Annotated in this window: 23 protein-coding genes and 1 pseudogene; 14 read left to right on the top strand and 10 right to left on the bottom strand. The window is 64.1% G+C overall.

Annotated elements, in window-relative coordinates; genetic code table 11:
* The gene (locus tag IPL79_12830) at positions 1-1,533 is read left to right on the top strand and encodes a glycosyltransferase family 2 protein (protein MBK9071869.1); all 1,533 of its coding nucleotides are present in this window, start codon (positions 1-3) and stop codon (positions 1,531-1,533) included.
* On the opposite strand, the gene IPL79_12825 is transcribed toward IPL79_12830, so the two are convergent.
* Positions 1,522-2,046 carry a hypothetical protein gene (locus tag IPL79_12825; protein MBK9071868.1) on the bottom strand — a complete coding sequence of 175 codons (525 nt, stop codon included), beginning with the start codon at positions 2,044-2,046 and terminating at the stop codon, positions 1,522-1,524. The two genes, IPL79_12830 and IPL79_12825, sit on opposite strands and share 12 nt — an antisense overlap.
* A gap of 110 nt (positions 2,047-2,156) precedes the next feature.
* Positions 2,157-3,854 (bottom strand): glycosyltransferase, encoded by a 1,698-nt coding sequence (locus IPL79_12820; protein ID MBK9071867.1) that lies wholly within the window; start codon positions 3,852-3,854, stop codon positions 2,157-2,159.
* Between the two features lie 177 nt (positions 3,855-4,031).
* Here IPL79_12820 and IPL79_12815 point away from each other — a divergent pair, with 177 nt between their 5' ends.
* On the top strand, positions 4,032-4,799 hold the full coding sequence (locus tag IPL79_12815) for a hypothetical protein (protein ID MBK9071866.1): 768 nt from the start codon (positions 4,032-4,034) through the stop codon (positions 4,797-4,799).
* A gap of 29 nt (positions 4,800-4,828) precedes the next feature.
* On the top strand, positions 4,829-6,253 hold the full coding sequence (locus IPL79_12810; GenBank protein MBK9071865.1) for an AMP-binding protein: 1,425 nt from the start codon (positions 4,829-4,831) through the stop codon (positions 6,251-6,253).
* 4 nt (positions 6,254-6,257) lie between these two features.
* Here IPL79_12810 and IPL79_12805 read toward each other — a convergent pair whose 3' ends face one another.
* Positions 6,258-6,728 (bottom strand): histidine phosphatase family protein, encoded by a 471-nt coding sequence (locus tag IPL79_12805; protein ID MBK9071864.1) that lies wholly within the window; start codon positions 6,726-6,728, stop codon positions 6,258-6,260.
* A gap of 19 nt (positions 6,729-6,747) precedes the next feature.
* Between IPL79_12805 and IPL79_12800 the strand changes: the two genes are divergently transcribed.
* Both IPL79_12800 and IPL79_12795 read left to right on the top strand, forming a co-directional pair.
* Positions 6,748-7,233 (top strand): glutathione peroxidase, encoded by a 486-nt coding sequence (locus IPL79_12800; protein MBK9071863.1) that lies wholly within the window; start codon positions 6,748-6,750, stop codon positions 7,231-7,233.
* Between the two features lie 32 nt (positions 7,234-7,265).
* Positions 7,266-7,610: a hypothetical protein gene (locus IPL79_12795; GenBank protein ID MBK9071862.1), complete on the top strand. Its 345-nt coding sequence runs from the start codon at positions 7,266-7,268 to the stop codon at positions 7,608-7,610.
* Here the strand turns inward: IPL79_12795 and IPL79_12790 are convergent.
* From IPL79_12790 to IPL79_12780, 3 genes are read right to left on the bottom strand one after another with little or no spacing between them, the layout of a single operon-like run.
* Complete coding sequence (locus IPL79_12790) at positions 7,587-8,522, bottom strand: DUF808 domain-containing protein (GenBank protein ID MBK9071861.1); 936 nt, start codon at positions 8,520-8,522, stop codon at positions 7,587-7,589. The two genes, IPL79_12795 and IPL79_12790, sit on opposite strands and share 24 nt — an antisense overlap.
* Before the next feature lie 18 nt (positions 8,523-8,540).
* A complete protein-coding gene (locus IPL79_12785; protein ID MBK9071860.1) occupies positions 8,541-9,581 on the bottom strand; it encodes an ATP-binding cassette domain-containing protein in 1,041 nt (346 codons plus the stop codon).
* Positions 9,484-10,341 carry a hypothetical protein gene (locus tag IPL79_12780; protein ID MBK9071859.1) on the bottom strand — a complete coding sequence of 286 codons (858 nt, stop codon included), beginning with the start codon at positions 10,339-10,341 and terminating at the stop codon, positions 9,484-9,486. Before IPL79_12780 ends, IPL79_12785 begins: the two co-directional genes overlap by 98 nt.
* A gap of 131 nt (positions 10,342-10,472) precedes the next feature.
* On the opposite strand from IPL79_12780, the gene IPL79_12775 reads away from it, so the two are divergent.
* The gene (locus IPL79_12775) at positions 10,473-11,786 is read left to right on the top strand and encodes a hypothetical protein (GenBank protein ID MBK9071858.1); all 1,314 of its coding nucleotides are present in this window, start codon (positions 10,473-10,475) and stop codon (positions 11,784-11,786) included.
* A 401-nt stretch (positions 11,787-12,187) separates the two neighbouring features.
* Positions 12,188-13,345: an HD domain-containing protein gene (locus IPL79_12770; protein ID MBK9071857.1), complete on the top strand. Its 1,158-nt coding sequence runs from the start codon at positions 12,188-12,190 to the stop codon at positions 13,343-13,345.
* 144 nt (positions 13,346-13,489) lie between these two features.
* Here the strand turns inward: IPL79_12770 and IPL79_12765 are convergent, their stop codons facing one another.
* Both IPL79_12765 and IPL79_12760 read right to left on the bottom strand, forming a co-directional pair.
* A complete protein-coding gene (locus IPL79_12765; protein ID MBK9071856.1) occupies positions 13,490-14,245 on the bottom strand; it encodes a VWA domain-containing protein in 756 nt (251 codons plus the stop codon).
* Between the two features lie 144 nt (positions 14,246-14,389).
* Positions 14,390-16,114 (bottom strand): amidohydrolase family protein, encoded by a 1,725-nt coding sequence (locus IPL79_12760; GenBank protein MBK9071855.1) that lies wholly within the window; start codon positions 16,112-16,114, stop codon positions 14,390-14,392.
* Between the two features lie 107 nt (positions 16,115-16,221).
* Between IPL79_12760 and xseA the strand changes: the two genes are divergently transcribed.
* Together xseA and IPL79_12750 are read left to right on the top strand one after the other, a co-directional pair.
* The gene (xseA, locus tag IPL79_12755; GenBank protein MBK9071854.1) at positions 16,222-17,577 is read left to right on the top strand and encodes an exodeoxyribonuclease VII large subunit; all 1,356 of its coding nucleotides are present in this window, start codon (positions 16,222-16,224) and stop codon (positions 17,575-17,577) included.
* Complete coding sequence (locus tag IPL79_12750; GenBank protein MBK9071853.1) at positions 17,561-18,400, top strand: shikimate dehydrogenase; 840 nt, start codon at positions 17,561-17,563, stop codon at positions 18,398-18,400. Before xseA ends, IPL79_12750 begins: the two co-directional genes overlap by 17 nt.
* Here IPL79_12750 and IPL79_12745 read toward each other — a convergent pair.
* Entirely contained in the window at positions 18,397-19,320 is a 924-nt protein-coding gene (locus IPL79_12745; protein ID MBK9071852.1) for a TIGR01777 family protein, read from the bottom strand. The two genes, IPL79_12750 and IPL79_12745, sit on opposite strands and share 4 nt — an antisense overlap.
* A gap of 96 nt (positions 19,321-19,416) precedes the next feature.
* On the opposite strand from IPL79_12745, the gene IPL79_12740 reads away from it, so the two are divergent.
* The 5 genes from IPL79_12740 to IPL79_12720 all read left to right on the top strand — a co-directional run bounded on the left by IPL79_12740 (position 19,417) and on the right by IPL79_12720 (position 24,228).
* Positions 19,417-20,889 (top strand): M28 family peptidase, encoded by a 1,473-nt coding sequence (locus IPL79_12740; protein MBK9071851.1) that lies wholly within the window; start codon positions 19,417-19,419, stop codon positions 20,887-20,889.
* 210 nt (positions 20,890-21,099) lie between these two features.
* A complete protein-coding gene (locus IPL79_12735; GenBank protein ID MBK9071850.1) occupies positions 21,100-21,903 on the top strand; it encodes a hypothetical protein in 804 nt (267 codons plus the stop codon).
* Between the two features lie 23 nt (positions 21,904-21,926).
* Positions 21,927-22,751, top strand: a complete 825-nt coding sequence (locus IPL79_12730; protein ID MBK9071849.1) for a hypothetical protein — start codon at positions 21,927-21,929, stop codon at positions 22,749-22,751.
* A gap of 117 nt (positions 22,752-22,868) precedes the next feature.
* Positions 22,869-23,759 carry a hypothetical protein gene (locus IPL79_12725; protein ID MBK9071848.1) on the top strand — a complete coding sequence of 297 codons (891 nt, stop codon included), beginning with the start codon at positions 22,869-22,871 and terminating at the stop codon, positions 23,757-23,759.
* A gap of 22 nt (positions 23,760-23,781) precedes the next feature.
* On the top strand, positions 23,782-24,228 hold the full coding sequence (locus tag IPL79_12720; GenBank protein MBK9071847.1) for a hypothetical protein: 447 nt from the start codon (positions 23,782-23,784) through the stop codon (positions 24,226-24,228).
* A 36-nt stretch (positions 24,229-24,264) separates the two neighbouring features.
* On the opposite strand, the pseudogene IPL79_12715 reads toward IPL79_12720, so the two are convergent.
* Positions 24,265-25,552: pseudogene (locus IPL79_12715) on the bottom strand (nucleotide sugar dehydrogenase).
* Positions 25,553-25,560: the final 8 nt, after the last annotated feature.

Below are 25,560 nucleotides of genomic sequence, written 5' to 3'. Positions count from 1 at the left end.
ATGACGCTTCACCTGGCTAAGCCGGCGCTCGACGCGGAGGAGGTCGCCGGGCTGGTGGCCGAGACCAGGCGCTACGGCCCGGCAATTGGGTCGCCGTGGCTCTCCGTGGTCGTCGTGGCTTACCAAGAGCAGGCGCCGTTATTGGCGCTTTTAGACCAACTCTCCGCGCAAATTGCAGCAGGCGCGGGACCCGCAGGTTGCGAATTAATTCTGGTTGACAACGGACTCTCGCCAGAGATTCGCGCGCAGGTTGCGGCGCGTTTCGCGGCGGGCGACCATGCCGTTTGCTATGTGCTTGCCGCAGGTAATCTCGGCTGCTCACAAGGGCGCAACGTGGGTGTCGCCCACGCACGCGCGGCGTGGGTGGCCTTTATCGATGCCGACGGCGCGATCGACGCGACGTATCTTGCGGCCTGCGAGGCAGCAAGCTCGGCACCCGATGTGGTCGCGGTGCGAGGGCGAGTGCGCCCCCTGGTGCCCACCCGGGGTTTGCCGTCGCACTATGACTTAGGCGAGGCGCGCCGCGTCGCACCCATTTCGGCAGAAGGCATCTCCTTGTGGCGACGCGCGGAGTTTGTTGCCGCGGGCGGTTTCGAGGCGGCGCTCGCAGGCGGCGAGGGGCCGGTGCTGTGCTACCGCATGACGGAGCGCCTCGGTATTGCGCCCGCCGCCTTCGTCTACGAACCATCACTTTGGCTGTGGCACGATTATTATGCGGACGAACGCCACCTGCGCGCGAAGCTGAGCCGTTACGCGGCCGCACGGCTTGCGATTGACCGGCGCTATCCCCTATTTACAACCTACCTCGCGCAGTTCGCGCGACTCAACGCGGCGCGTGGGTTGCCCAAGGCCTCCTCGCGCGCGAGTGCCCGTGTCATGGTCGCGTGGGTGCGGGCGAGGCTTGAGGCCGAGGTCGCGCGCGAAGGCGAAGGTGATGATGGCAATGACCTCGCCGCGCACAACACGGTCGAGGTGGTTTCATGGGGGCGCGGTGGCACCTATGCGACGCTGCCCGAGGTGCTAGGCGCGTTGCGAGGCGAAGCTGCCAAGGCGCACGCTAGCGGCGCGAGCCCAACCCCCGCCGTGCGCCAGGCAGCCGACTTCATCCTTGTGGTGCCTACCGCTACCGCCCTCGCGCGCGCAACGCTGGCGAGCGTGGTGAACATCTTCGAGATCGCACCGGAGACGGATCTCGTGTTGCCGTGGATCGAAGCGCCCGCCGGGGCAGCGGGCGACGCCTCGCGTCTGCCGGGTGAGGTCCGCGATGCGGCGTGGTTGGCGCGCAGCGTGCCCACAGGGCCATGGGCCGTGAGGCGTTCCGCGCTGGCTAGCCCCGCATTTTTCGAACTTTGGCGCGAGGGCGGAGATGTCGCCTCGGCGTGGGAGCGTTGGTTGACGCGGCGTGGGCGCGTGCGCGCGCTGCGCTTGGTAGATAGCATGGTGCCGCCACGCGTGCGACGAGGGGTGTGGCCGTCGCGGTGGGCGTTGCTTGGGTTGCGCGCGGCAGATCGGTTGCTGGCGCTACGGCGATGACGTGTCGGTGTTTTTGCTTATGCGTTCGCCCGCCAGGGTACGCTGGATGGCGTAGACATTGCGCAGCGTGCGCGCCCCGACGCGTCGCACCTGGTCGATGACGATGATATTGGTCGCGACGAGTCCCGCCGCCATGAGGATAAGCAGCGAGTTCGTTGGCGTATAGTCGACACGGTGCAGCGCCCACGCAGCCCCCGCGACGACCGCACCAAGCAGCACGAGTGCGAGCCGCGGGCCGCGCCGGCGGCTCGCCGGTGGCTGGCTGCCTCCACCCAGGACAACGTCGCGATTGCGCGGCGCGAGCGCGAGCGAGGTGCGTTGCTCGAGCAATAGCAAGTTTTGCAGCACCGGATCGAGCGCGTCGAGCGCCTCGCGCGCGAACGCGCCCTCTCCACCAAAATAGCGCGTGAGCTCGCGGTGGTGCGCCAGCCAAATGCGGTGTTGCGCCGCGGCTGGAAGCTCCTCAATGAGGGGGCGAAACTTCGCGAGAAACTGCCGCTTGAGGGCAAGCAACCTCGGGCCGTCCAGCAGATGGATCCCTTTGCCGCGTGCGGGGCGAATTCTAACCAGCCACGCCTCGACGCAACCGATCTGGTAGTGCTCGAAGAACCGCGCGTTGAGGTCTAGGTCTTGGTGCCGCGCGAGCGTCTCGTCAAAGCCCCCAACCGCGCGAGCGCTCGACGCCGATAAAGCGCGGTGTCCATGTTGAGGTAGTGGGAGGCATAATCCAGCGCCAAGACCTCGAGCTGTAGGTTGCCAGCGCGAAATCGTTTCGGATCGCGGCGCGAGGCATTTCCACCGATAAAGCCGCAATACACCGCGCCAAAGCTGGGCCCTAGCGCGCGCAACTTGGCGAGGCTCGTCGCAATCTTCTGAGGCTCGTACGTATCGTCGTCGTCGAGAAAGGAGACATACGCGCCTTGGCTTGCCATGAGCGCCGTGTTGCGTGCCGCGGCGCCCCCTCGATTATCCGCGTGGTGCAGCCAGCGCAGCCGGGCATCGCGCAGGCCCTGCTTGAGCGAGGCAATGTTTTCGGCCTCCGGCGAGCCGGGCGGATTGTCGTCGACAACAAGCACTTCGATCGCCGGATGGGTCTGCGCGAGGGCGGAGTCGATGGCGGCCTCAAGCGAATCCGATCGGCCATGCGTCGGGATGATGATCGACACCAACTCGCTTTGGTCGGTTGGCCGCGTGGGGCGACGAACAAAGCATCCGGGGCCATCGGCGTAGGTGCCAGCCAGCCCGGCTTCGACGGCGGCGAGAAACGCGTCCCCGTCGACCTGATCTGCCTCGGTCCCAAACCAGATGCAGAGGTCGGCGTCGCGCACGAATGCCGGCAGGTCCGCCTCGGGGAGAGGCGTGGATAATTTGGTCGTTGCGGCCAACGTCGGCGCAAGGGGCGATGAATCCACGCCCGTAGGTGGCCGGGGGCGTGGCCTTAGTTCGTCGCCTTCTCGTACGAACACGCGAACGTCAACCGCCTGCGCGACCGGCGCCTTAACGAGCGCCTCGGCTAAGCCGGGCGGTGGATCGATCACCGAGACGAGTGGGCGCTTGGGGGGATAGTCGAAGCGATCAACGTCCCAGCGCATCTTGGTGGCGTGGGCGCGTTGGTCTCGCCCGCCGCGAATTCTGCTCTGGGCCACGTCGGGCATGGCCAGCGCGGGATAAGCGACGAGGCAGCGCGCTGGATGCGCCGCATAGAGCTCAGCGAGCGCGTGGAAGTCAAATGGCGCAAGCATTCGGGCGGTGGCCTCGATCAGAGGCCCCAGCGCGTCGGCGCGCAGTCCAAGGGCGAATGAGCCACAAGTCTCATTAGGGCGCGCCTCATAGTACCCACGGCCTCTTGCCGCGGCGTCATCGATGCCCTCCCAACCGTATTGCGATGCCCCGAGCAGCAGCGCCATCCACTCGGAGGGCAAGGCCTTCGCGAGCGCAGCGAACCGGACCGCAAAATCTTGGTCTAGCAAGACGTCGTCCTCAAGCACCAGCACCGACCCGACGCCGCGTGCCTGCAGGTGCCGCAGCAGCCCTAGATAGGTCTGCATATACCCCCACGCCCCTGGGGAATGGATGAGCTTGGTGCCGCGCTTGCGCTCGATTTGCGCGTATTTTGGATCGTCGATCTGACCGATTGGCTGCTGTGCGTAGGCCTCGTAGCCGGCTAGGTGGGGGGCTTGACCTCCGTCGGTGGCCTCCCACAGCTTGAAGTCAATGCCAAGCCGGTGCAGCTGCGCGCGCATCTGCAGCCGCTGCGGCAAATCTCGTTTGAGATTGACGACATACACCTCGTCGAAGAAGCCATTGATCGTGGGGGACACGATGGCCGGAAACTATGCGGTTTCACGCAGTGGCGCAAGGGATCTTGCTTCCTCCCGCCCTGAGCCAAGCGGCCTTTCACCCCGACCGCGCGAATGCTCGATTCGGCCCTCAAGCACTTGATTACAATGCCATGCAACCGTACGTTGGCGCCCCCGTAGAGGGGTGGCCTGGGGCATATGGCATTCAATTTGCGACAGTCGATCGTCAGGCTCTACCGATACGTGGGCATCGTGCTGCTGGTCGTCGTGCTGTTTGGGCTGATCTCGTATCTGACCGTAAACGTGTATTACACCGCGAGCCGGTCGTGGGTCATGCCCGAGCTGCTTACGACGAATGATACGCGCGTCGTCGCCGCTGTCACGGCGCTGGGCGACGCCGAAAATCGGCTCGATGAGATGACGCGCGAACGCAACGACGCCGCGCTCGCAATCAAGCGCCTCGAGCGCGAGATTGGCGAGGCGGAGACCTTCCTCGCGGCCTATGGCTCGGCACTGCCGGGCGTCGCCAACGTCGCGGATCGCGCCATGCTCCAGCGCGCGATCTCGCAGGCGCGCATCGAGGCCGACACCGGCCAAGAGCGCGTCGTTCACATGGAGGCAGGCAAGGCGGCGCTCGACGCGCGCATCGCGCGGCAGACGGCGATCGTTGGTCAGATGCAGCTCTCGCCGTATCTGCGCGTGGCCAAGGGCAACGTCGCGGTGGTGTTTGTGCCGTACACCAATCTCGCCCAGGCAACCGCGGGGGCGTCGCTGTATAGCTGTTGGGCAACGCTGATGTTTTGTTCGCGCGTTGGTGCCATCAAGGTGGTGTTGCCGGGCGAGGCCATTGGGCGCTCGCCGCAAGATGCCGATGTCCAGCGCGGCGTGCTCGCCGAGGTCGAGGTCTCAGAGACCGGCATGCGCGAGCGCGTGTTATTTGTTGGCGGCGCGCCGCTGCTGTTTTAGGCGTTGCCACCCATGTTACAATGGGCGAGGTGATGGAGCCTGGCTTGCTTGCGCTGTGGCGCGCCGCGTATTCCGATCGCGTCCACGCGGCGGCGCTGATCGACAGCGCGCGCGGCATCGCGGTAAGCCACGGCGAGCTCGACGCCTTGGTGGTGGCGCGCGCGGCGCAATTACACGCGCATGGCGGGCTCTTGCTACTGGTGGGCGCGGGTAGCGTTGACGCGATCGCTTGGTATCTCGCGGCCCTCGACGCGCGCGTGCCCGTGATCTTGGCCGACGCGACGCCGCATGCCGTGGGCAATCTTGTGGGCGCGTATGCGCCAACGATGGTCGCGGCAGGACCCGGCATGAACGCCACGCTTGGCGAGGCCGGGTATCGCGCCGCGACGGCTCGCGGGGATGAGGCGTTGACGTTGTGGGTCGGTGCAGACGGCACCGCCGACGCAGCCATCGCGCCGGCCTTGGCGGTAATGCTGCAGACCTCGGGCTCCACGGGCAATCCCAAGTTGGTGCGCCTCTCGCCACAAAATCTCGCCAGCAATGCGCTGGCTATTGCGGCGTATCTCGGGCTCGATGCCAACGAGCGCTCGGTGCAGGCGCTGCCCATGCAATACAGCTACGGGCTTTCGCTGCTGCATAGCCATCTGGTTGTCGCCGCGACCTCCGTGCTACCCGCGCATTCATTCTTGCGCGCCGAGTTTTGGGGCGAGATGCAGGCGCATGCGGTGACGTCGTTTGCCGGCGTGCCGTTCATGTACGAGGCGCTGCTGCGCGTGCGCTGGTCGCCGACCAAGACGGCAAGCTTGCGCACCTTGACCCAGGCGGGCGGCCGCTTGGCCCCGGAATTTGTCGCCAAGTTGCACGCGGGCATGGAAGCCAGCGGCGGGCGCGTGTTCGTAATGTATGGCCAAACCGAGGCCACCGCGCGCATGGCCTATGTGCCGCCCGATCGCCTGCTGGGCAAGCCGGGCTCAATTGGCGTTGCGATTCCTGGCGGCACCTTGACAATCGTCGATAGCGAACTTGAGTATCGCGGGCCCGGCGTCATGCTCGGCTACGCGAGCGGCCGCGCGGACCTAGCGCTCGGCGATGTTTGTGAGGGCGTGCTTGCAACCGGCGATTTGGGCCACGTCGATGACGATGGCTTTTTTTATGTCACCGCGCGCAAGAGCCGCTTTGCCAAGCTTTTTGGCAAGCGCGTCAGCCTCGATGATGTCGAGGTGATCGCCGAAGCGCAGGCGCGCGCGGCGGTGGCGGCCGTCGAGCACAACGGCAAGCTGCGCTTGGCGGTCGAAGACGATGCCGGGGAGGTCGCCCTCGGCGATTTGTGCCAAGCGGTCTGTCAGCACCTTGGAGTTGCGGCCAGCGCGGTGGACGCGATCGCCATGCCGGTGCTCCCGCGCAACGCGCGCGGCAAGAAAGACTACGCCGCGTTGCTTTCCGCGCTGGCGTAGCGGCTCACGGCGTGGCGTCACGAGCGGTGAGGTTCCACAGCAACGCGCCGGCGTCAAAGGCAAGGGCCTCGCCGCGGCCAAGCGCGCGATGATGCGAGCTGCCCATCGCCAACGCGGCCAAGGCCGACATGCTTGGTTCGTGTCCGACCGCGATGACGTAATCGGCGGCGGCGAGATGGGCGGTGAGTTCGGCAAAGGCGGCGCGAGGCGAGTTATCCGGGCGCAACGCTTCGCTGGTGGTTATCAGCATGCCGAGTGGAGCCAGCGCGAGTTCCGCGGTTTGCACGGCGCGCACCAGCGGGCTGCTCACGATGTGGACCCGGCCTTGCAATCTCGTCCGCAACGCCTCGCCGACGGCCAACGCCGTCGTCCGGCCGCCTGCCGTCAAGTAACGCGCGTCGTCGGAGAGATCGCGGCGCTCGTCGACCGCGGTTGCGTGGCGCAACAAGATGAGTGCCATGCCGCTTTTTACCACGCCGTGCTAGCCTTGCCTCATGAGCAACGCCTCCATCTATGACTTCGTGGTGAAAGACGCCAGCGGTGCCGACGTGTCGCTAAGCCAATACCGCGGCAGACCCTTGTTGATCGTCAACGTCGCGAGCAAGTGCGGTTTCACCCCGCAATACGATGGCCTCGAAAAATTGCATCAGGCCATGGGGCCCAAGGGCCTAGCGGTCTTGGGCTTTCCCTGCAATCAATTTGGCGGCCAAGAGCCGGGCGGGAACGAAGAGATCCAGACGTTCTGCCGCATGAACTACGGCGTCACGTTTCCGGTGCTTGGCAAGGTCGACGTCAATGGTGCGGCCGCGGCGCCGCTATTTGAACACCTCAAGGCGGAGGCTCCGGGGCTGCTGGGCTCGAAATTTATCAAGTGGAACTTCGCAAAATTTTTGATCGACAAAGACGGCAAGGTGATCGAACGCTTTGCGCCAAATACGCCGCCCGAGGCGCTGACGCCGGCGATCGAGGCGTTGCTCTAAGAGCCCGCGCCGCGGCTATGGTAGGCTTGTGCATGGCCTCTTCAACGATCAGAATAATCGTCGCGTGCGCCTTGCTGACTGGCTGCGGTGAAACCAAAACCGCGCCCCCGCCGCCTACGGCGGACGTCACCGCTCCCGACGGCGATATAACCACCGCCGTCGAGGCCATGGCCGAGCGCGCGTGTAAATGCGACAGCCGCGCTTGCGCGCGAACCTCCATCGCCGAGTTTGTCGCCTTTACCAAGGCCAACTGGAACGCCAAAAACGATGCCGCGCGCACGCAGGCCGCAGGCGCTCGCTTTGCCGAATGCGTAATTGCGACCGGCGTTTCGCAGGCCGAGCTGAGCAACGCGCTAACCGCGCTGACGCCGCAATAGCTGGCCGCCAGCCGCGAGCAAGGCAACGATCGCCAAGCCTGCGAGCAAACCAAACAAGCCATTTCCGATCGGCGCCGTAAGCCACGCCAACGCACCCCCGACGGAGGGCATGGCGCTCAGTTGAGTCTCAACCGCGTGCAGCAACGACGCCACCGGCGCCAGGCCATGCACCAAGATGCCACCGCCGACCATGAACATCGCCGCCGTGCCGGCGATCGACAAAAAGCGCATCAGCCGAGGGGCAAAGGCCAAGATAAACGCGCCCAAGCGCTGCGCGCCACGGCCGGGCTTGCTGGCAAGATGTAGCCCCGCGTCGTCGAGCTTGACGATGCCAGCGACTAGGCCATAGACGCCGACGGTCATCAGCGCCGCAATGACCACGAGCACGCCGACCCGGGTTACGAGCGGCGAGGCGGCAACGGTGCCTAGCGTGATCGCAACGATTTCGGCTGAGAGCACAAAGTCAGTGCGAATGGCGGCCTTGATTTTATCGCGCTCGAGCGCAACTAGATCGATCTCGGGGTTGGCGACGGCCGCAATCAATTCGCGGTGTTCGGCCTGGGCTTGGGTGCGGCTCTTGCTCCAGCTTTCGACCAGCTTGTGGGCGCCCTCGTAGCAGAGAAAGGCGCCGCCAAACATCAGCAGCGGCGTGACTAGCCATGGCGCGATCGCGCTGATTAGCAGGGCGAGCGGCACTAAGATGAGCTTGTTGAGCGCTGAGCCTTTGGCCACGGCCCACACCACGGGCAGCTCGCGTTTGGCATCCACGCCTGCGACTTGTTGCGCGTTGAGCGCGAGATCGTCGCCGAGCACGCCGGCCGTCTTTTTGGTCGCGACCTTGGCTAGGACGCTGACGTCGTCGAGAATCGTCGCGATATCGTCGAGCAGCGCGAAGAGGCTTCCACCGGGCATGTGGCGCTTACCCTAGCATCAGATGGCCGTTTGCCGCTCGACGAGGCGCTGATAGACGCCGCCTTTTTCCATCAGCGCGCCGTGCGTGCCTTGCTCGACGAGCTGGCCGTGTTCGAGGACCAAGATGACGTCGGCGTCGCGGATGGTGCTAAGGCGATGTGCCACGATCACCGTGGTGCGGCCGCGCATCACGCGCGAGATGGCGGCCTGCACCACGGCCTCACTCTCGGCATCCAAGTTCGAGGTGGCCTCGTCGAGCACCAGCACGCGTGGATTGGTGACGAGCGCGCGCGCCAAGGCGAGGCGCTGCTTTTGCCCGCCCGAAAGCTTTACGCCGCGCTCGCCGACGACGGTTTCGTAGCCGTCGGGAAACCCGGCGATGAACTCGTGGGCGTTGGCGTCGCGCGCGGCGCGCTCCATGGCGCCGGCGTCGCCCGAGCCTTTGTTGCCGCCTTCGAGCCCGTAGCAGATGTTCTCCGCGATGGTACCCGAAAACAAAACAGGGTCTTGCGCGACCAAGGCCAGCGCGCGCCGCAGCTCGGGCAGGGCGAGCTGACGGACGTCGACGCCCTCGAATGTTACGCGGCCTGCGTTGGCATCGAAGAAGCGAAACAGGAGTTGCAGGATCGTCGACTTGCCGCCACCTGAGGCGCCGACGATGGCGATGACCTGGCCGGGCTTCACTTCAAACGATACGTCGCGCAGCACCTCGACATCGGCGCGCGCGGGGTAGCGAAACGTGACGCCCTCAAAGGCGAGGTGGCCACCGCCCTCAGGCAGCGGCGTCGGCTTGGCGGGCGACGCGACCTCGGGCGAGGTATCGACGATTTCAAACAATCGCTGCGCCGCGCCCGCCGCGCGCTTAAGCGAGCCCCACAGCCCCGCGAGCTCGGCAAAACCGCCCGCGACCATGAACGTGTAAAGAAAAAACGAGGTCAAATCGCCCGCGGTCATCTCGCCGCTAATCAGCGCGCGGCCGCCCATCCAGATCATCCCCGTGATCGCGATGTAGCCCGCCATCATGGTGGTGGCGAAGAACCATGAGCGCTTCTTTACCAACTCGATCTGCTTGGAAAAACGCGGCCGACGCCAGCGCCATAGCGCGTGTTTCGGCGTCTTCGCGGCCAAAGGCCTGCACCGTCTGCATCGCGCCGAGCACCTCCTGCGCTTGGCCCGACACCGCGGCCAGCTCGTCGTGCACCTCGCGCGAGATGCGCTGAATGCGGCTGCCAAACCATACCGCGCCGATCGAAATCGGCGGCACGATGGCGAGCATGATTAGCGTGAGCTGCCAGTTGATGGCGAGCAAAAAAATGAGACCGCCGGTGAGCTGGATCGCATTGCGCAGCGCCAGGCTAAGCTCGCTGCCCACCACGCCTTCGATGACGGTGGCGTCTGAGGAAAGGCGGCCGACGAGCTCGCCGGTGCGGCGTTCGTGAAACCACGCCAACGGCAAGGTGAGCAGCCGATCGTAGACCGAGATGCGCAAATCCGCGACGACGCGATCACCGAGCCAGCTCATGCTGTAATGGCGCAGCCATACCAACGCCGCATGCAGCACGAAGATCGCCATGAGGCCAAACACAATTTGATCGAGCTTGGCCGCCGACCCGCTCGACATGCCAATATCGATGGCGTACTTGGCCGCCAGCGGATAAATCAGCGAGACGCCCGAGGCCACCACGAGGGTGCTAAACGCCAAGACAAACCGCCAGCGGTGTGGTGCCACCAAGGCCCAAATACGACCAAGCACGCGCACGCTGGTGGCAGGCTCCGCGGTGTTCGAGGTTTCCGTCGGGCGCTTATCGCGTTCGCTCACCCTCGCAACGTGTCGGAGGCGCGCGGTCTCGTCAACGCCGCCTCGGCGCTTTTAACGTTTTAGCGTCCCGGTGCCGCCCTCCGCTGCGCCCGCGACTAGGAGCGTGCTACGCTTCGGGCACGCCCGTGTTGATGAGAAAACGCCTCAGTGCCGCGTCGCTGACCATCCTCCGCCCAATTCGCCGACAACTGGTGGGTTGGCTAGTTTGCCTGATCGCCCTCGGGGGCGGCGGCCCGAACGTGGCAGCCGCCGCCGCAAAGGGGTTGCCCCTAAGCATTCACATCGAGTGCCAAGCGCCCGGGCGGACCAAGGTGTGCCCTGATTTCCTGCGCGGCCTGCTCGACAAGCATCCCCACCTGCGTTGGTCGCCGCGCGCTGGCGCCGATCTGGTCTTGTACGTCAACGCGGTGGAAGTCGAAAGCCATGACGAACTGCAGCTGCGGTTTGTGAGTTCGCTGCGGCAAACGCCGTCCACGCTTGAGGTCTATGCGCAGGTGGACATTCGCGCGACCGACGATGCGCAGATCGGGGCGGTGTCGGCACCCTTTGATCGCGCCATCGCGATCTATGTGGGAGCCGTCAGAACCGAGGCCGTCGAGGTTGCGTTTCAGGAGGTTGAGACCGACGCCAAGGCAGCGCCCGCGACCTCGCCGTGGAGCCAAGCGCTCACGCTTTCGGGGTGGGGCAACTACACCAAAGACTACAAATCGGGTGGAGGCTTTGGCGAGCTCGACGTGACGCGCGTCAGCGAACGCTCGCGGTTTCGCGCCAACGTGGGGGGCAGCCTTAACGTCTCGTATCAACCGCCGCTGATCGTCGAAGGCACCGAGGTCTCGCTCGATACGTCGTCCTATTCAATGTGGTCTAATCTCGGCCTCGTCTGGGATCTAGCGCCAAAATGGGCGGTCGCGACCTTGCTCTCGGCGTATCGCGACGATCCCAACGGTCAGTTTCGCTACAGCTATAACTTTCGCACCGGGATCGAGTGGAATCGCTATATGTCAAACGATCCGCGCGGCAACAAGTTCGCCGTTCGATACATGGTCGGTTGGCAAGTCGACGGCTACACCGTGCGCAACGAAATCGGCGAGCGCTTCGCGCAGTTCCCGGTGCATGAATTCGCGATCGAGAGTTCGGTTCGCCACGACCAGCAAACCTTCGGCCTCGAACTTTCTGGCGAGGCCGAGCTGCTACATCCGACGCGGCGTTACTCGTTTTCTATTTCGCCCGAAACCACGCTCCATCTCGGCAAGCACGTCGACCTCTCGTTGGGATTTGGGGCCACGGTCCGCGAGTTCCCCGAGCCGGATCCCGCGGCGATCGATCCGAGCAACTACGAGCAGCAATCACGCCTTTCGTATGCGCAACGCTTCTCGGCCTGGGGCAACGTGTCGCTGCGCCTGTATTGGGATGCCACCAACGGCGCGCGCTACGACCGCTTTTAGGCGGTGGCAGGCAGGGCTCTGGACATTTGTTGCGTGACGGCAGGTCCCGGCGACTACTGCAGTAGCCACCCAAAATGCCACAATAAGTGACGCCTCTAGCCAGCGTGGCGGGTTTTGACGGCGGCGTCTTCGGCCACCTCGACGGCGGGCTCGCCGCGACGCGCACCTTCGTATAGCCACAAAAGATCTAAGAAGGTCTCGGGCTTACGGCGCATAGTCCGGTACATTTGGGTGATGCCAGGACAGCAGGTTTCGGCCAGGGGCAGTTGCGCTTCTGTAATCCGTCCCTTCACAGCTTAATATTACAGCAAACCGTGTGCCAGGTCTGTGGGCTGGGCCACACCCGAATGGACGGGTTTTCTTGACGCTTCACCCACATGCCGGTAACACGCAGGCCCTTCATGGACCGCCCCTCGCTTTTGGCGCTGCCCAATGATGCGGACACCTTTGCCAAGGTGGGCGCATGGTGCGAGGCCGATCCAACGTGGATCTTCGCGTTTGCCGCGGCCATCGCCACCGAGGGCGGCGCCTGGCCCTCAGAGGCGGCGACGCGGGCGGCGCAGCAAACCGTCGCCAGGCTGGCGAGCCTGCCCGGCGAGGGCGTGCGGGCCGGGCTCGAGCCCGTCATCATGGGGCGCGACGTCGACAACGCGCTTGAGTGGCTCAAAGAAATTGGTGCGATCGCGCTGCTCTTTCCCGAGCTACAGGCCACGGTCGACCTGACGCAAGAGACAGATCGGCAGCACAAAGACGTGTGGGCGCACACCAAACAGGTGGTCAAGCAGTCGGTGCGTCGGCCGCTCGTGCGCTGGGCAGCGCTGCTCCACGACATCGGCAAGGTGCCGACGCGGACCTTCACCGCGCAAGGCGTGCACTTTCACGGGCATGCGCATGTTGGGGCGCGCCTATTCGATAAGATCAGCCGCCGCATTATCTGGGATCGAGACGAACGCCACACCATTCGTTTCTTGGTCAACAATCATCTGCGCACCAACTCATACTCGCATGATGGTTGGAGCGATAGCGCGGTGCGCCGCTTCACCCGCGAGATGGGGCCGTATGTGCCCGACCTGCTCGATCTGTCGCGCGCCGATATTACGTCCAAGCGCCCCGGCCAGCGTCAGCGCATATTGGCGGGCATCAGCGATCTGTCCGATCGGGCCGACGAACTCGCGCGGCAAGACGCCATCTTGCCGCCGCTGCCAACTGGCGTCGGCAATGCGATCATGGCGGCATTTCAACTCGCGCCATCGCGTCTGATCGGCGATCTGAAAAAACACCTCGAGGAAAAGGTTGCTGCCGGCGAGCTGCAGGCGCGCCGCGAAGACGAATACTATGTCGCGTATCTCGCGCGGACGGCGATGGTGCCCGGCGCCTCGCCCGAGCTCAACGCGACGCTCGCGGCCGCGGGAGGTCTTATCGACCAAGACGACGCCGACGCTAGCGCGCGCGAGGCCGCCGGCGATCTCGAGGGCAAGCACCGCTGCCCGATTCACGATGACGATGCGCACGACGATCCCAACGCGCCGACACCGGGCGTGCTCGTCTGTTCTTGTTAGTAAGGGTCACTCCAGGCCCGAAATACCATCGCAAATTCAGATGGTTAGCCACGCTACTGCGTGATCACGTTCAAGCAAACGTGGTTACGCAGCACCGGATCTAACATCTGGTAATTATGGGTTAATCGGAGGGCGAGAGTGACCCTACTCTCTGTCGGTGGCGACGCCGATGGTGTGGATGGCGACGCGCAGGGGTTCGGCGAGCGCGATCACGGCATGGAAGGTGCGCGGATCGTCGGCGTAGTCGTCGTGCGGTGGGGCGTCGCCCATTAGGATAATGTGGTGCGCGGCGTGCGGCCGCCATGCGCTCTCGCGCAGCGCCGTGTCGAGGCCGGCATAGACATGCTCGGGCGTGTCGCCGCCGCCGTCGACGGTCAGCGCGTGGATGGCGGCGTCGATGGCGCGCTCGTCGTAGACCAGCGGCAACATGGTGCGGCTGACGTAGTCGTCGCCGCGGTCGCGATACGCCGTGAGGCCAATCGTATGGTCGGGGTTGCGCCGGCGCAAGTGGGCGATGATGGCGCGCATGTCTTTTTTGACCGCGTCGATGTCGTCGCGCATTGAGCCGGTGGTGTCGATGACAAACACCACGTCGACCGGCGCGCCGGGCGCCAGCCCGCGATCAAAAATATCGCGAATGAGCACCGGCACGTCGGCCGCGCCCTGCGACACCACGGCGATGCCGCCGGTGGAGGTCGAAAAACGCGCCCACGCGTCCACGGTGATCCTCATCTGCCCGGTCAGCGCGACGGTCGCCACGGTGTGCGCGACCGCGCCGACCGCTATCGCCGTTGCCACTGCAGGCGGCGGCCGCACGACCACGCGCGCGACGCCGACGCAACCGCCGAGCGCTAGTAACATCACGGCGCAAGCAATTTGGACATGTCGACGTTGCCTCATGCCTAATGGTAGCTAGCAATCAGCATGCCGAACCACGGCAAGGCGCGCAAACCGACACAATTCAAGGGGGGCCTGGCCAAGGCTTACATTACACGATAAACGGCGGTTCACGGCGCTACGCGAGGTGCCGTGGCGCCGCGCGGCTTAGCGGCCGCGCCGCACAAGCTTTCCTGGCAGCGCGCCGGTAAACTGGTCGTGGTCGACGATCTGCACGCCCGCGACAAACGTCGCATCGTAGCCTTTGGCGTTTTGCATGAGGCGACGGCCGCCGGCGGGAAGATCGTAGGCCATAAACGGCGTCATCACCTTGAGTTCCTCATAGTTGATGAGGTTGAGGTCGGCGCGCTTGCCGGGCGCTACCACGCCGCGATCGTGAAAGCCAAACATCGCGGCGGTCTCAGACGTTTGCCGCTTGACGACAAACTCGAGCGGCATCTTGGCACCGCGCGTGCGATCTCGCGCCCAATGGGTAAGCATGAACGTCGGCATGCCGCCGTCGCATATCGAACCGCAGTGCGCGCCGGCGTCGGACAGCCCAAGCCGCGTGCGCGGATGTTGGTGCAAGGCGCGCGTTGGCTCGAGGATGCTGTCCGCGTAATTAAACACGGGGAAGTAGATTAGCCCGCCCTTACACATATGATCATAGGCGAGCTCGTAAACCGACTTGCTGGTGGCGGCCGCCATCGCTGTGAGCGTGTGCTCGGCGGTGGGCTCGTAGTCGATGGCACCTTCGACCAAGTACATCTTGTGAAAGCTCTGCAGCACAAACGAGGCAAACTCGGGCGTGATCCACGCCGGCAGCATGGACAGCGGCGCCTGTTGCTCACCGAGCATCTGCGCCCGCACCTCAGGCTTTTTAAGCTCGGCAAGACGCTGCGCTGGCGTAAGGCCCGCCATCTTCAAAAATGTCGGATGAATCGCAAACGGGTGCGCCGTGCCCTCCCACGACATCAAGATGCCAATGCCGCGGCCGGCGACCTGCGCGTAGATCGGCAGGTTTTCGGCCTCAATGGCGTCGAGCTCGGTGAGCACCTGCCGCCACATCTGCGGCACCTGATCAAACTGTTGCAAGTTAAAGCTCACCGGCAGCCCGGTCTCGCGCGCTAGCTCCTTCATCCATGTTAGCTCGTCGAGCAGGTTGGGGTGCCAGATGACGGTCTGGTACATGCCGCCGCCGGCCTTCGCCATGGCGCGCGCGATGCCAAACAATTCGTCGTGTTTTGCAAAGGTGCCCGGCGCGTATTCGCCATCCATAGATTTATGAATCGGCGTGCGCGAGGTCGAAAAACCGAAGGCACCCGCGGCAATCCCTTCGCCGACGATCGCCGCCATGCGGGCGATATCCTCGGGCGTGGCATCTTCGTTCTTGGCGCCGCGATCGCCCATGACGTAGCCACGCACCGCCGAATGGGCGACGAGCGCCGCGTAATCGATGGTGTGGTCGCGCCTTGAGATCACGTCGAGATATTCGGGAAAGGTCTCCCAGCCCCAGGTAATGCCCTCGGAGAGCGCCGCGCCCGGGATGTCTTCGACGCCCTCCATGAGACGAATCAGCCAGGCATGGCGCGCCGGGTCGGCGGGCGCAAAGCCAACGCCGCAATTGCCCATCACCACGGTTGTGCAGCCGTGTTGCGACGACGGCGTGAGGTAAGGATCCCACGAGGCTTGCGCGTCGTAATGGGTATGGATATCGACAAAACCCGGCGTGAGCAGGCGTCCCGCGGCATCGAGCTCGCGCTTACCATTTCCGGCCTTGCCCGCCACCGTGACCTCAGAGATAAATGGACCGTTAACGGCGACGTCGGCTAGACGTGCCGGCGCACCAGTGCCATCGACCAAGTTGGCATTTCGAATGACTAGGTCATGCATGAATGGAAATTTGCCATAGTTTTGACGGTTCGTCAGGCAGCCTGCGTGGGCGTTGGCGTCAAGGCGTGCGATAGTCACAGCTGATGGCGGGGCAGATGCAATTGGGCTTGAAAGCGGCGTCGCCGGCGGCGCTCTCCGTGCGCGAGGTGGTGGCCAAGGCCGGCCGCGCGCTCGAAACCTCGCTCGGCACGCTCCATGTCGAAGGCGAAATCTCTCAGCTCTCGCGACCAACGAGTGGGCATATCTATTTTTCGCTGCGCGACGGCGAGGCGGTGTTGCCGGTAGTGATGTGGCGCAGCGACGCGCAACGGCTGCGCTTTGAGCTCGTTATGGGCGCCAAGGTGGAGGTGCGCGGCAAGCTCGGTATTTATGCAGCCAGCGGCAAGTTTCAGCTCTATGCCACCACCGCCGCCCCGGCGGGCGCGGGCGAAGCGGCCTTGGCCTTTGAGGCCTTGCGGCAAAAGCTGACCGCTGAGGGCCTGTTTGATCCGGCGCGCAAGCGGCTATTGCCGGCCTTGCCCAAACGCATAGGCATTGTCACGTCGAAACACGGCGCGGCGCTGCACGATATCTTGCGCACGCTTGAGCGCCGCTTTCCGATGGCGGTGCTGATTGCCGATTGCATGGTGCAGGGCGAGGCCGCGCCGGCGCAGATCGTGGCGGCGATAACGGCGATTGGCCATACCGACGTCGACGTGGTGATCATTGGCCGCGGCGGCGGTTCGGCGCAAGATCTGGCGGCGTTCAACCACGAGGCGGTGGTGCGCGCGGTGGCGGCCTGTCCGAAGCCGACGATCGTTGCGGTCGGGCACGAAGTTGACGTCACGCTTGCCGAGCTGGCCGCCGACCTCCGCGCCTCGACGCCGACCGCGGCGGCCGAGCACGCGGTGCCGGTCTACGACGACTTACTGTTTTCGCTTGAGCAATTGGAACAACGCCTGGTGCGTGAGTGGAACCGCGTGATGCGCACCGCGCGCGAAGACTTGGACCGTGCCGAGGACGCCGCGAGCCATGCGATGCGCCATAGGTTGCATCAATTTGAACGCAAGCTCGGCGCGGCCGCACAGGCCTTGAGTGCGCACGCGCCGCGCGCAAAATTGGCGGCACGGCGCGGCGAGTTTGAAGCCTTGGCCTCGCGGCTCGGCGCGCTTCATCCCGCGGCGCGCTTGGCCAGGCTGCATGGCGAGGTGGCCGCCCTCGGCACGCGCGGTGAGCAAGCCGCCGCAAAATTACTGCAGCAGCGTCGAGCCGACTATCGCGTGTGCGTCGGCAAGCTCGAGGCGTTTAGCCCGTTGCGCGTGCTGCAGCGCGGGTATGCCATTGCCTCGCATCGTGGGCAGCCGCTCACCAACGTCGCCACGATTGTGGTTGGTGATCGGGTCGACGTCCGATTGGCACACGGCACGCTTGTCTGCGACGTCGCCTCTCTTGCTACAATACCAGACGATGGCGCCACTTCCTAAACTGGTGCCCACCGCGCAAAACTCGCCGCTGCGCTTTGCGGTGATTGGCGCCCCCGTCGCGCATTCGCTTAGCCCGCAGATGCACGCTGCGGCGTTCTTGTCGCGCCGGGTCAATGCCACCTTTGAGCGCTGCGAAGTGGCGCCAAGCGAACTAGCTGCGACCTTGACCGAGTTGCGACAAACCATGCGAGGGCTGTCGGTGACGGTGCCGCACAAGGAAGCAATCATGCCGCTGTGCGACGAGGTGTCGATGATGGCCAAGCGGGTTGGCGCGGTCAATTGCGTTTCGATTACCGAGGCCGGCCTCGTGGGTCACAACACCGACGCCCCGGGCTTTGTCACCGCGTTGCTTGCCGACGGCGTTGGCGTCGAAAACAAAAATGTGGTGTTGCTTGGCGCCGGTGGAGCGGCGCGCGCGGTTGAACTCGGCTTGTCACAGGCCGGCGCGAATGTCGAAGTGGTGGCGCGGCAACCCGCCAACGTGACGTGGGTCGACGCGCATAAATGGGCGATTCTCGACGATTTGCTGCCGTGGGCCGACGTCGTCGTCGACTGCACGCCCACGGGCTTGCGGGCTGGCGACGATCAGGTGTTCGCGGCGATTGTGCCACTTTCCAAGCTCAAGGCGAGCGCGGTCGTGGTGTCGCTGGTCTATCACCGCACGCCGGCCTTGCTCGTACAGGCGTCGGCGCGAGGCCACCGCACGATCGACGGCGTCGGCATGCTGGCCTATCAAGGCGCGCTCGCATGGCCGTTGTGGGGGCTGCCTCATCCCGACGTGCGCGAGATGTTGGCGGCGGTTCGCACCAGCATCGACAATTAAACGGCGCTAGCGTTGGCGTTGATTAGGTCTGCCAACGCCGCGCGCACGTCGGTAAAGGCAAAGCGAAATCCTTGCGCCGTCAGCGCGACGGGCATCGCCTTGGTTGACGCCAACACCAAGCCCGCGGCCTCGCCGAGCGCACCTCGCAAGACCCAGCGCGGCGCGCCAAGTCGGGCGCGCTTCCCGTAGCGGGCGGCGAGCGCCTCGGAGAATTCACGATTCGTCACGGGGTTGGGCGCCGTGGCATTGTAGACGCCCGCAAACCCCGAGTCGGCGACCGCGCGCGCAAAGATCTCGACGAGGTCATTCAAATGAATCCACGCCTGCCACGCCTCACCGCCAGCGAGCACCGCGCCCAGCCCTAACTTAAACGTTGGCGTCATGGTCGCTAGCAGCCCGCCGTCCGCGCCAAGCACGAGGCCGACGCGCGTGATGACATGGCGCCGCGCGGGAATGTCGAGGCTGGCCTGCTCCCAGTCCGCGCATAACTTGGCGGCAAAGTCATCGCTTGGGCCGGCCGCGGAGGTTTCGCTGAGCGTCTCGTCGCCGCGATCGCCGTAGTAACCAATCGCGCTGGCACCTATTACCACGTGCAAGGGAGCCTCGCGCCGCGCGGCATAAAGCGCGAGCGTCTTGGCGGTGTCTAAGCGGCTGTGGCGCAGCGCCTCCTTGCGCGCCGCATGCCACCGCTTGCCGACAATGGGTTCGCCGGCGAGATGGATCACGCCATCGCACGCCGCCACCATCGCCGCGAGCCCATCGCCGTCTCGCCAGGCCACGAGGCGCACGTCCTCGCCGAGCACCGCGCGTGCCGCTGCAACATCGCGCACCACCGCATGCAGCTCGTGGCCATCGCGCAACAGCCGCAGGCAAAGCGCGCGTCCAACAAATCCCGTGGCGCCAGTTAGCAAGAGCTTCATCTTGTCGCCACTGTACCGCGGTCCGCAACTTTGACCAGCCGTGCCGCGACACCGGAGGCATTGTGTATGGCGGCCGCGGGTGGTACCGCCACGCGCATGACCAGCGACGCAGGCGCACTAAGCTCCGAGGTTATGATGACCTGGATCCGCGACATGGCGGCCTTGGGGGCACGCCGCGCTGGCAGCCCCGCGGGACATGCTTGTGAAAGCTATCTCGCTGACAAGTTGGCTTCGTTTGACCTTGCTAACGTGCGGCGCGAAGCCATGGAGGTCGAGGTCTACGTGCCAACCCAGGCCAACGTCTCCGTGCGCGAAGGCGACGCGTGGCACGAGCTCGCGGCGCAGTGGATTCCCCACGCCGCCTTCACGCCCGAAGGCGGCCTTGAGGCGCCGATGGTGTGGGCGACCCCAAGCGGCGAGGCCCGTGCCGGGCAATGGCAAGGCAAGATCGTCGTCGCCGAAATTCGATTTCCGATGTTGCAAGCGAGCCTGCTGCGCAAGCTGAGCCTTGGCATGCACGACCCCGACAACGACGTTGCCGACGTCAACCATCCCGCGACGTGGGTGCGCCTTAATTGGCATTTGTATCAGCAGGCCGCCGCGCGCGGCGCGGTAGGGTTTATCGGCATCTTGGTCGATCAGCCGGGCGGCTCGCATCGCATGTATGCGCCCTATGGGTTTAAGGAGCGCGACATTCTCGACAAGCCGCTGCCAGGGTTTTGGGTCGGGCGCGACGACGGCGCCCGCCTGCGGCAGCTAGCTGGCGCGGGCGCGACGGCGCGCTTGGTGCTCTCCGGTACGCGCGGTCCCGGCGTCACCCACAACATTGTAGGCGAGCTGCCCGGCGCCGCTGCCGACGCCGAAGCCGTGGTGATCCATTGCCACCACGATTCACCGTTTGAATCGCCGGTCGAAGATGCCTCGGGATGCGCGGTCGTGCTGGCCGTGGCGAGGGCGCTCGCCGAAGCTGGGCCGTTGCGACGCCGCGTGATCGTGCTTTTTACCGCGGGCCATTTCTACGGGTCGATTGGCACGCGCACGTTTATCTCGCGCCATCGCGACACCTTGCTGCCGCAAATTGCGCTCGAAATTACAACCGAGCATGTGGCCAAAGAGGCTGTCGAAGACGCCAGTGGCAAATTAGTCCCCAACGGCAGAACCGAAGCTACCGGCTGTTTTGTGCCATTTCAGCGCGCGCTGGCCGATCGCATTCTGGGGCATATCAAGGCCAATGCCCTCCAGCGCACGCTGCTGTTGCCGCCCGAGGGCCCGCTTGGCGACTACCCACCGACCGATGGCGGCGATTGGCACGAGGCGGGCATTCCGATCATCAACTTCATCAGCAACCCGGTCTATCTGCTCACCGCCGACGACGCCTTGCCCTGGGTCGACGAGCCGCGCCTGCCACGCCTAGCGCAAACCGTGCTCGACATCGTGCGCGACGTCGATACCCTCAGCAAGGCTGAGCTCGGGCGCACCGACATGCCGATGCGCAGGCTGCTGATGCGCGGCCTCATGCACCTCGCGCGCGCCAAGACCACGCGGCTGGGCACGCGGCCAGTATATTGAAAATACGAGGAAATTCCGTGCCGGCCGGAACCGCCGACGGGGCAGGTGACAGCCACGTGACAATCCCAGCGATTAGCGGTCGGCGCTGTGGATTATGGTAGTCGCGGCAAATTTGGCGTGATAGCAGCGCTCAACTTTATGACGACACACACCAATCGCAATCAACGTTCCTTGCTAGCCGCGCTCTGCGCAATGCTAGCGCTCCTTTCAATGCCATCGGTCGCGCACGCCCAAAGCGTCGACGTCGCCGCGACGCAAACCTGGGATGTCCTCGAAATCGCCGATGGCAGCATCTACAAGGGCGTGATCGTCGAGCAGACGCCCGGCGCCACGTACAAGCTCGCGATGCTCGATGGCAGCGTGCGCGTATTTGCGGCCGATCAAATCGTAAAAATCTCCAAGGAAGCCAATCCAAAGTGGACGGCGCCAACCGCGGCAGCATCGTCCACCGGATCTCCCCAGCAGCAGCGCACCGGCGGCGGGATGCCCAAGGCGTTTGCGCAAAGCGGCATGCGCTTTGGGCTCGATGCCATCGTCGTGTTTCCGACGGGTGACTGGGGCGATAAGGACGAGGGCGGCATTGTCGAGACCTCGTTCGCGCCTTCGTTGCGCTTTGGCTACGAGGCGATCATGGGCAACTTTGGCATTGGCGGCGGTCTGCACACGCGGTTTGTGCCGTGGATTCTAATTGGCGATGCCGCCGACGCCGATATCTCGACGTGGTTGCTTGAGGCCCACGCCTATGGACGCGCCAGCCTGCATATCGGCAAGGTGGCGCCGTACGCGGGGATGTCGATGGGCGTCACGACCGCACAGTTTTCTGGTCCGGGCAGCGACGATGATCTCAGCGAGACCGGCTTTGGCCTCGGCATCGACTTTGGCCTCGACGCCTTCGTCAGCAATTCCATCGCGCTGGGCATTGGCGGCACGCTCAACGCGGTCGCGCCTGAATTTGGTGATGTCGTGGCGCCTAGCTACTTCGGCCTGCGCCTCGGCATGACGGCATCTTTCTAAAATAGCAACCCGAGGGAGGCGTCATGAAAACAACAGTGAATCGATTCGCGTGTGTGGGAGCGCTTAGCGCACTACTGGCCAGTGCCTGCGGCAACGACGCCGCAACGTTAGAACGCCCGTGCGCCGCGACGTTCTACGACAACGATGTCTTGGCAGACACCGCAACCTACACGTGGGACGGATCCAAGTTGCTGTCGGTCGACTACATCACCGTTGGCGGCGTGGCCTCGAGCGAGCAGTTTGACTATGAGGGCAACAAGTTGACCAAGCGCATCTATACCGAAGGCTCAACCGTATCGACCTCGCTACGTGCCTATGATGTAAGAGGGCGCCTTATCTCCGACGCGTTCTCGTCGTCTGATGATCCATCGGGTGCGTCGACGTCGACCTATACCTACGATGATCAACCTATTCCAGCGGTCGAACTTGTTGAGAACGCCACTGGAGACACCGACGTCTTCACCCGCACGTTTGTCAGCAAAGATGGCGGGCTTGAGGCGACGGTCGATCGTTGCCAAGATCGTTCCGGTGGCGGCGAATACTGCGATGATTATCAAGAAACCTGGGGCCTCGGTTTAGCCGAGGAATTTATGCCCTCACTTGAATCAGACTACGCCACGCGCTTTGGGGTCCAACGCATCGCCTTTTTTGCCCCAACGTTTCAATCGATTTATACGTGGCATGATCGCCTCATGGTGTCGCAGACGACGACTAGCTATCCCGGCGGCGGCACCAGCAACGTGGTGTATGCCCACAGCAAAACCCTAGAAGGAGCACGCGTTGTCGCGGAGGAACGCGACGTCGGCGACATGAACTACAAAGTAAACTACAGCTACGATTGTCCGTAGCTCAGCAGGATTAATCGGCTCTGAATTTCAGTCACTCGACGATCCCTGACACGAAACCACCGTTAAAAAGATAACGGTTGTTGCGGCTTCGGCGGCGTGATAGGTGCGGTCAACAATATGTCAACAAACGCTAAACATCATTTTTTATCCTATCTAGCCGCCGCTTGCTTATCACTGGGCGTTCTCGCAGCGCCGTCGGTGGCCCACGCCCAAAGCGTCGACGTCGCCGCGACGCAAACGTGGGATGTCCTCGAAATCGCCGATGGCAGCATCTACAAGGGCGTGATCGTCGAGCAAACGCCTGGCGCCACCTACAAGCTCGCGATGCTCGATGGCAGCGTGCGCGTGTTTGCGGCCGATCAAATCGTAAAAATCTCCAAGGAACCCAATCCCAACTGGACCGCGCCAACCGCGGCCGCACCGCAAGGCGGCCCCGCCTGGACGGGCGGCGCTCAGCAGCAGCGCACCGGTGGCGGCATGCCCAAGGCGTTCGCGCAAAGCGGCATGCGCTTTGGGCTCGATGCCATCGTCGTGTTTCCGACCGGTGACTGGGGCGATAAGGACGAGGGCGGCATTGTCGAGACCTCGTTCGCGCCATCGTTGCGCTTTGGCTACGAGGCGGTCATGGGGAACTTTGGCATCGGCGGCGGTCTGCACACGCGGTTTGTGCCGTGGATTCTAATTGGCGATGCGGCGGACGCCGATATCTCGACGTGGTTGCTCGAGGCCCACGCCTATGGACGCGCCAGCCTGCATATCGGCAAGGTGGCGCCGTACGCGGGGATGTCGATGGGCGTGACGACCGCACAGTTTTCTGGTCCGGGCAGCGACGATGATCTCAGCGAGACCGGCTTTGGCCTCGGCATCGACTTTGGCCTCGACGCCTTCGTCAGCAATTCCATCGCGCTGGGCATTGGCGGCACGCTCAACGCGGTCGCGCCTGAATTTGGTGATGTCGTGGCGCCTAGCTACTTCGGCCTGCGCCTCGGCATGACCACAACCTTCTAAATCATCATCTAAGGAGTCCCATATGAAAAACTATTCAACTATTTCAATCGCGATCCTCGTGTCACTCGGCGCGCTAGTCTCAGGTTCCCTTGGCTGCGGCAATGACGGCGGGTCGGACGACCAAGATTGTCCGATTTTCCAGCCGAACTGTGAGGGACAAACGCCGTCGCCGTCGCCGTCTCCATCGCCGACCCCAACCCCTCCTGGCCAAGGCAGTCCTCAACTAGACGATGCGCGGCAGACCCTGCGCGCGACTTGCTACACCATGGAAGATTGCGGCATGGATGTCGCCGCCTGCCTGACGGATGTTGATCAATGGGTAGCCGCCGTCACGCCGTATCCAGAGTGCTACGATGAATTCTCCTCCGTGGCTTATTGTGTAGGTCAATGGGAGTGCTACGAGGATGGCACAACCTACGTCGTGGATTGTGACAGTGCTGAAGCCGATCTCAATGCCTGCCTACCGTAGCGGCTTGCTTTTGTAGTCGGCCGCACGGCCGCGGAGTTACAGGCTCCAGTATTTCAAATGCGCCGGCACATCGCTCGGCGAGAGCGTCGACTTGACGTCAATGATAGCGCCACCCTTTTTAAGCAGCGCAAACACGTCGGCGACCTTGTCGGTGTACTGCTTGTGGTTGACCGCCCAGATCACGACGTCAGCGCCGCCAAGTGCGGACCAGTCCGACAACGCGACGCCGTATTCGTGCATCGCCTCGGCGGCGTCGCCCATCGGGTCGTGAATGAGCGGCTTAATGCCATAGGTTTGCAGCTCCGTGGCGATATCGGGCACCTTGGAGTTGCGGAGGTCGGGCACGTTTTCTTTGAACGTCAGGCCCAGGATCACAACCTTGGCGCGCGATAGCGGCTGATCGGCGCCGGCCAAAAACTTCACGCACTTCTCGGCCAGAAACGCCGAGATGTGGTTGTTGATGCGGCGGCCGGCCAAGATCACCTCGGGCAGGTAGCCGAGCTGTTGCGCCTTGGTGGTGAGGTAGTACGGGTCAACCCCAATGCAGTGGCCGCCGACCAGGCCCGGGCTGAACTTTAGAAAGTTCCATTTGGTGCCGGCCGCGGCAAGCACGTCGGCGGTGCGAATGTCCATGCGATCAAAAATCAGCGCAAGCTCGTTCATCAGCGCGATGTTGAGATCGCGCTGGGTGTTCTCGATGACCTTGGCCGCCTCGGCGACCTTGATGGTGGCGGCGCGGTGCACGCCCGCGGTGACAACGGCGCTGTACATCGCCGCGACGCGATCGAGGGTCTCGGGGGTTTGCCCGGCGACGACCTTGGTGATGCGCTCAAACGTATGTTCCTTGTCACCGGGATTGATGCGCTCGGGCGAGTAGCCCAAGAAAAAATCGACGCCGCACTTGAGCCCGGAGACTTGCTCCAAGATAGGGCCGCAGACGTCTTCGGTGACGCCAGGATAGACGGTGGACTCGTAACACACGACGTCGCCGCGCTTGAGCACCGCGCCGACCGACTTCGAGGCGCCCACCAGTGGCGATAGGTCGGGGCGATTGTCGGCATCGATTGGCGTTGGCACCGCGACGATAAAAAATGTGCAGGCCGCCATGTCTTTCGGATCGGCGGTGAGCTTGAGCATCGTGGCGCCCTTGAGATCGTCGGGCGAGACTTCGAGCGTCTCATCGCGGCCCTCGCGCAGCTCGGCGACGCGCTTTTTGGCGGATGTCAAACCCAACGGTTGGCAGCTTGCGGCCAAACGAGATGGCCACCGGCAGGCCGACGTATCCAAGCCCAATGATTGCTACGCTTTTATCGGTAAGTGTCACCGACGAAC

This window comes from Myxococcales bacterium (assembly GCA_016716835.1).
Lineage (GTDB): Bacteria > Myxococcota_A > Polyangia > Haliangiales > Haliangiaceae > JADJUW01.
Note: the sequence above shows the minus strand (reverse complement) of the source record. Positions and strands in the feature narration are given on the sequence as shown.

Excerpts from the sequence above, each read along its gene's own strand:
- IPL79_12790 (MBK9071861.1), bottom strand. The coding sequence starts at position 8,522 with ATGCCCGGTGGAAGCCTCTTCGCGCTGCTCGACGATATCGCGACGATT.
- IPL79_12745 (MBK9071852.1), bottom strand. The coding sequence starts at position 19,320 with ATGAAGCTCTTGCTAACTGGCGCCACGGGATTTGTTGGACGCGCGCTT.
- IPL79_12720 (MBK9071847.1), top strand. The coding sequence starts at position 23,782 with ATGAAAAACTATTCAACTATTTCAATCGCGATCCTCGTGTCACTCGGC.
- IPL79_12815 (MBK9071866.1), top strand. The coding sequence starts at position 4,032 with ATGGCATTCAATTTGCGACAGTCGATCGTCAGGCTCTACCGATACGTG.
- IPL79_12775 (MBK9071858.1), top strand. The coding sequence starts at position 10,473 with ATGAGAAAACGCCTCAGTGCCGCGTCGCTGACCATCCTCCGCCCAATT.
- IPL79_12740 (MBK9071851.1), top strand. The coding sequence starts at position 19,417 with ATGACCAGCGACGCAGGCGCACTAAGCTCCGAGGTTATGATGACCTGG.
- IPL79_12750 (MBK9071853.1), top strand. The coding sequence starts at position 17,561 with ATGGCGCCACTTCCTAAACTGGTGCCCACCGCGCAAAACTCGCCGCTG.
- IPL79_12760 (MBK9071855.1), bottom strand. The coding sequence starts at position 16,114 with ATGCATGACCTAGTCATTCGAAATGCCAACTTGGTCGATGGCACTGGT.
- IPL79_12725 (MBK9071848.1), top strand. The coding sequence starts at position 22,869 with ATGTCAACAAACGCTAAACATCATTTTTTATCCTATCTAGCCGCCGCT.
- IPL79_12830 (MBK9071869.1), top strand. The coding sequence starts at position 1 with ATGACGCTTCACCTGGCTAAGCCGGCGCTCGACGCGGAGGAGGTCGCC.
- IPL79_12735 (MBK9071850.1), top strand. The coding sequence starts at position 21,100 with ATGCCATCGGTCGCGCACGCCCAAAGCGTCGACGTCGCCGCGACGCAA.
- IPL79_12770 (MBK9071857.1), top strand. The coding sequence starts at position 12,188 with ATGGACCGCCCCTCGCTTTTGGCGCTGCCCAATGATGCGGACACCTTT.
- IPL79_12795 (MBK9071862.1), top strand. The coding sequence starts at position 7,266 with ATGGCCTCTTCAACGATCAGAATAATCGTCGCGTGCGCCTTGCTGACT.
- IPL79_12730 (MBK9071849.1), top strand. The coding sequence starts at position 21,927 with ATGAAAACAACAGTGAATCGATTCGCGTGTGTGGGAGCGCTTAGCGCA.
- IPL79_12765 (MBK9071856.1), bottom strand. The coding sequence starts at position 14,245 with ATGAGGCAACGTCGACATGTCCAAATTGCTTGCGCCGTGATGTTACTA.
- IPL79_12800 (MBK9071863.1), top strand. The coding sequence starts at position 6,748 with ATGAGCAACGCCTCCATCTATGACTTCGTGGTGAAAGACGCCAGCGGT.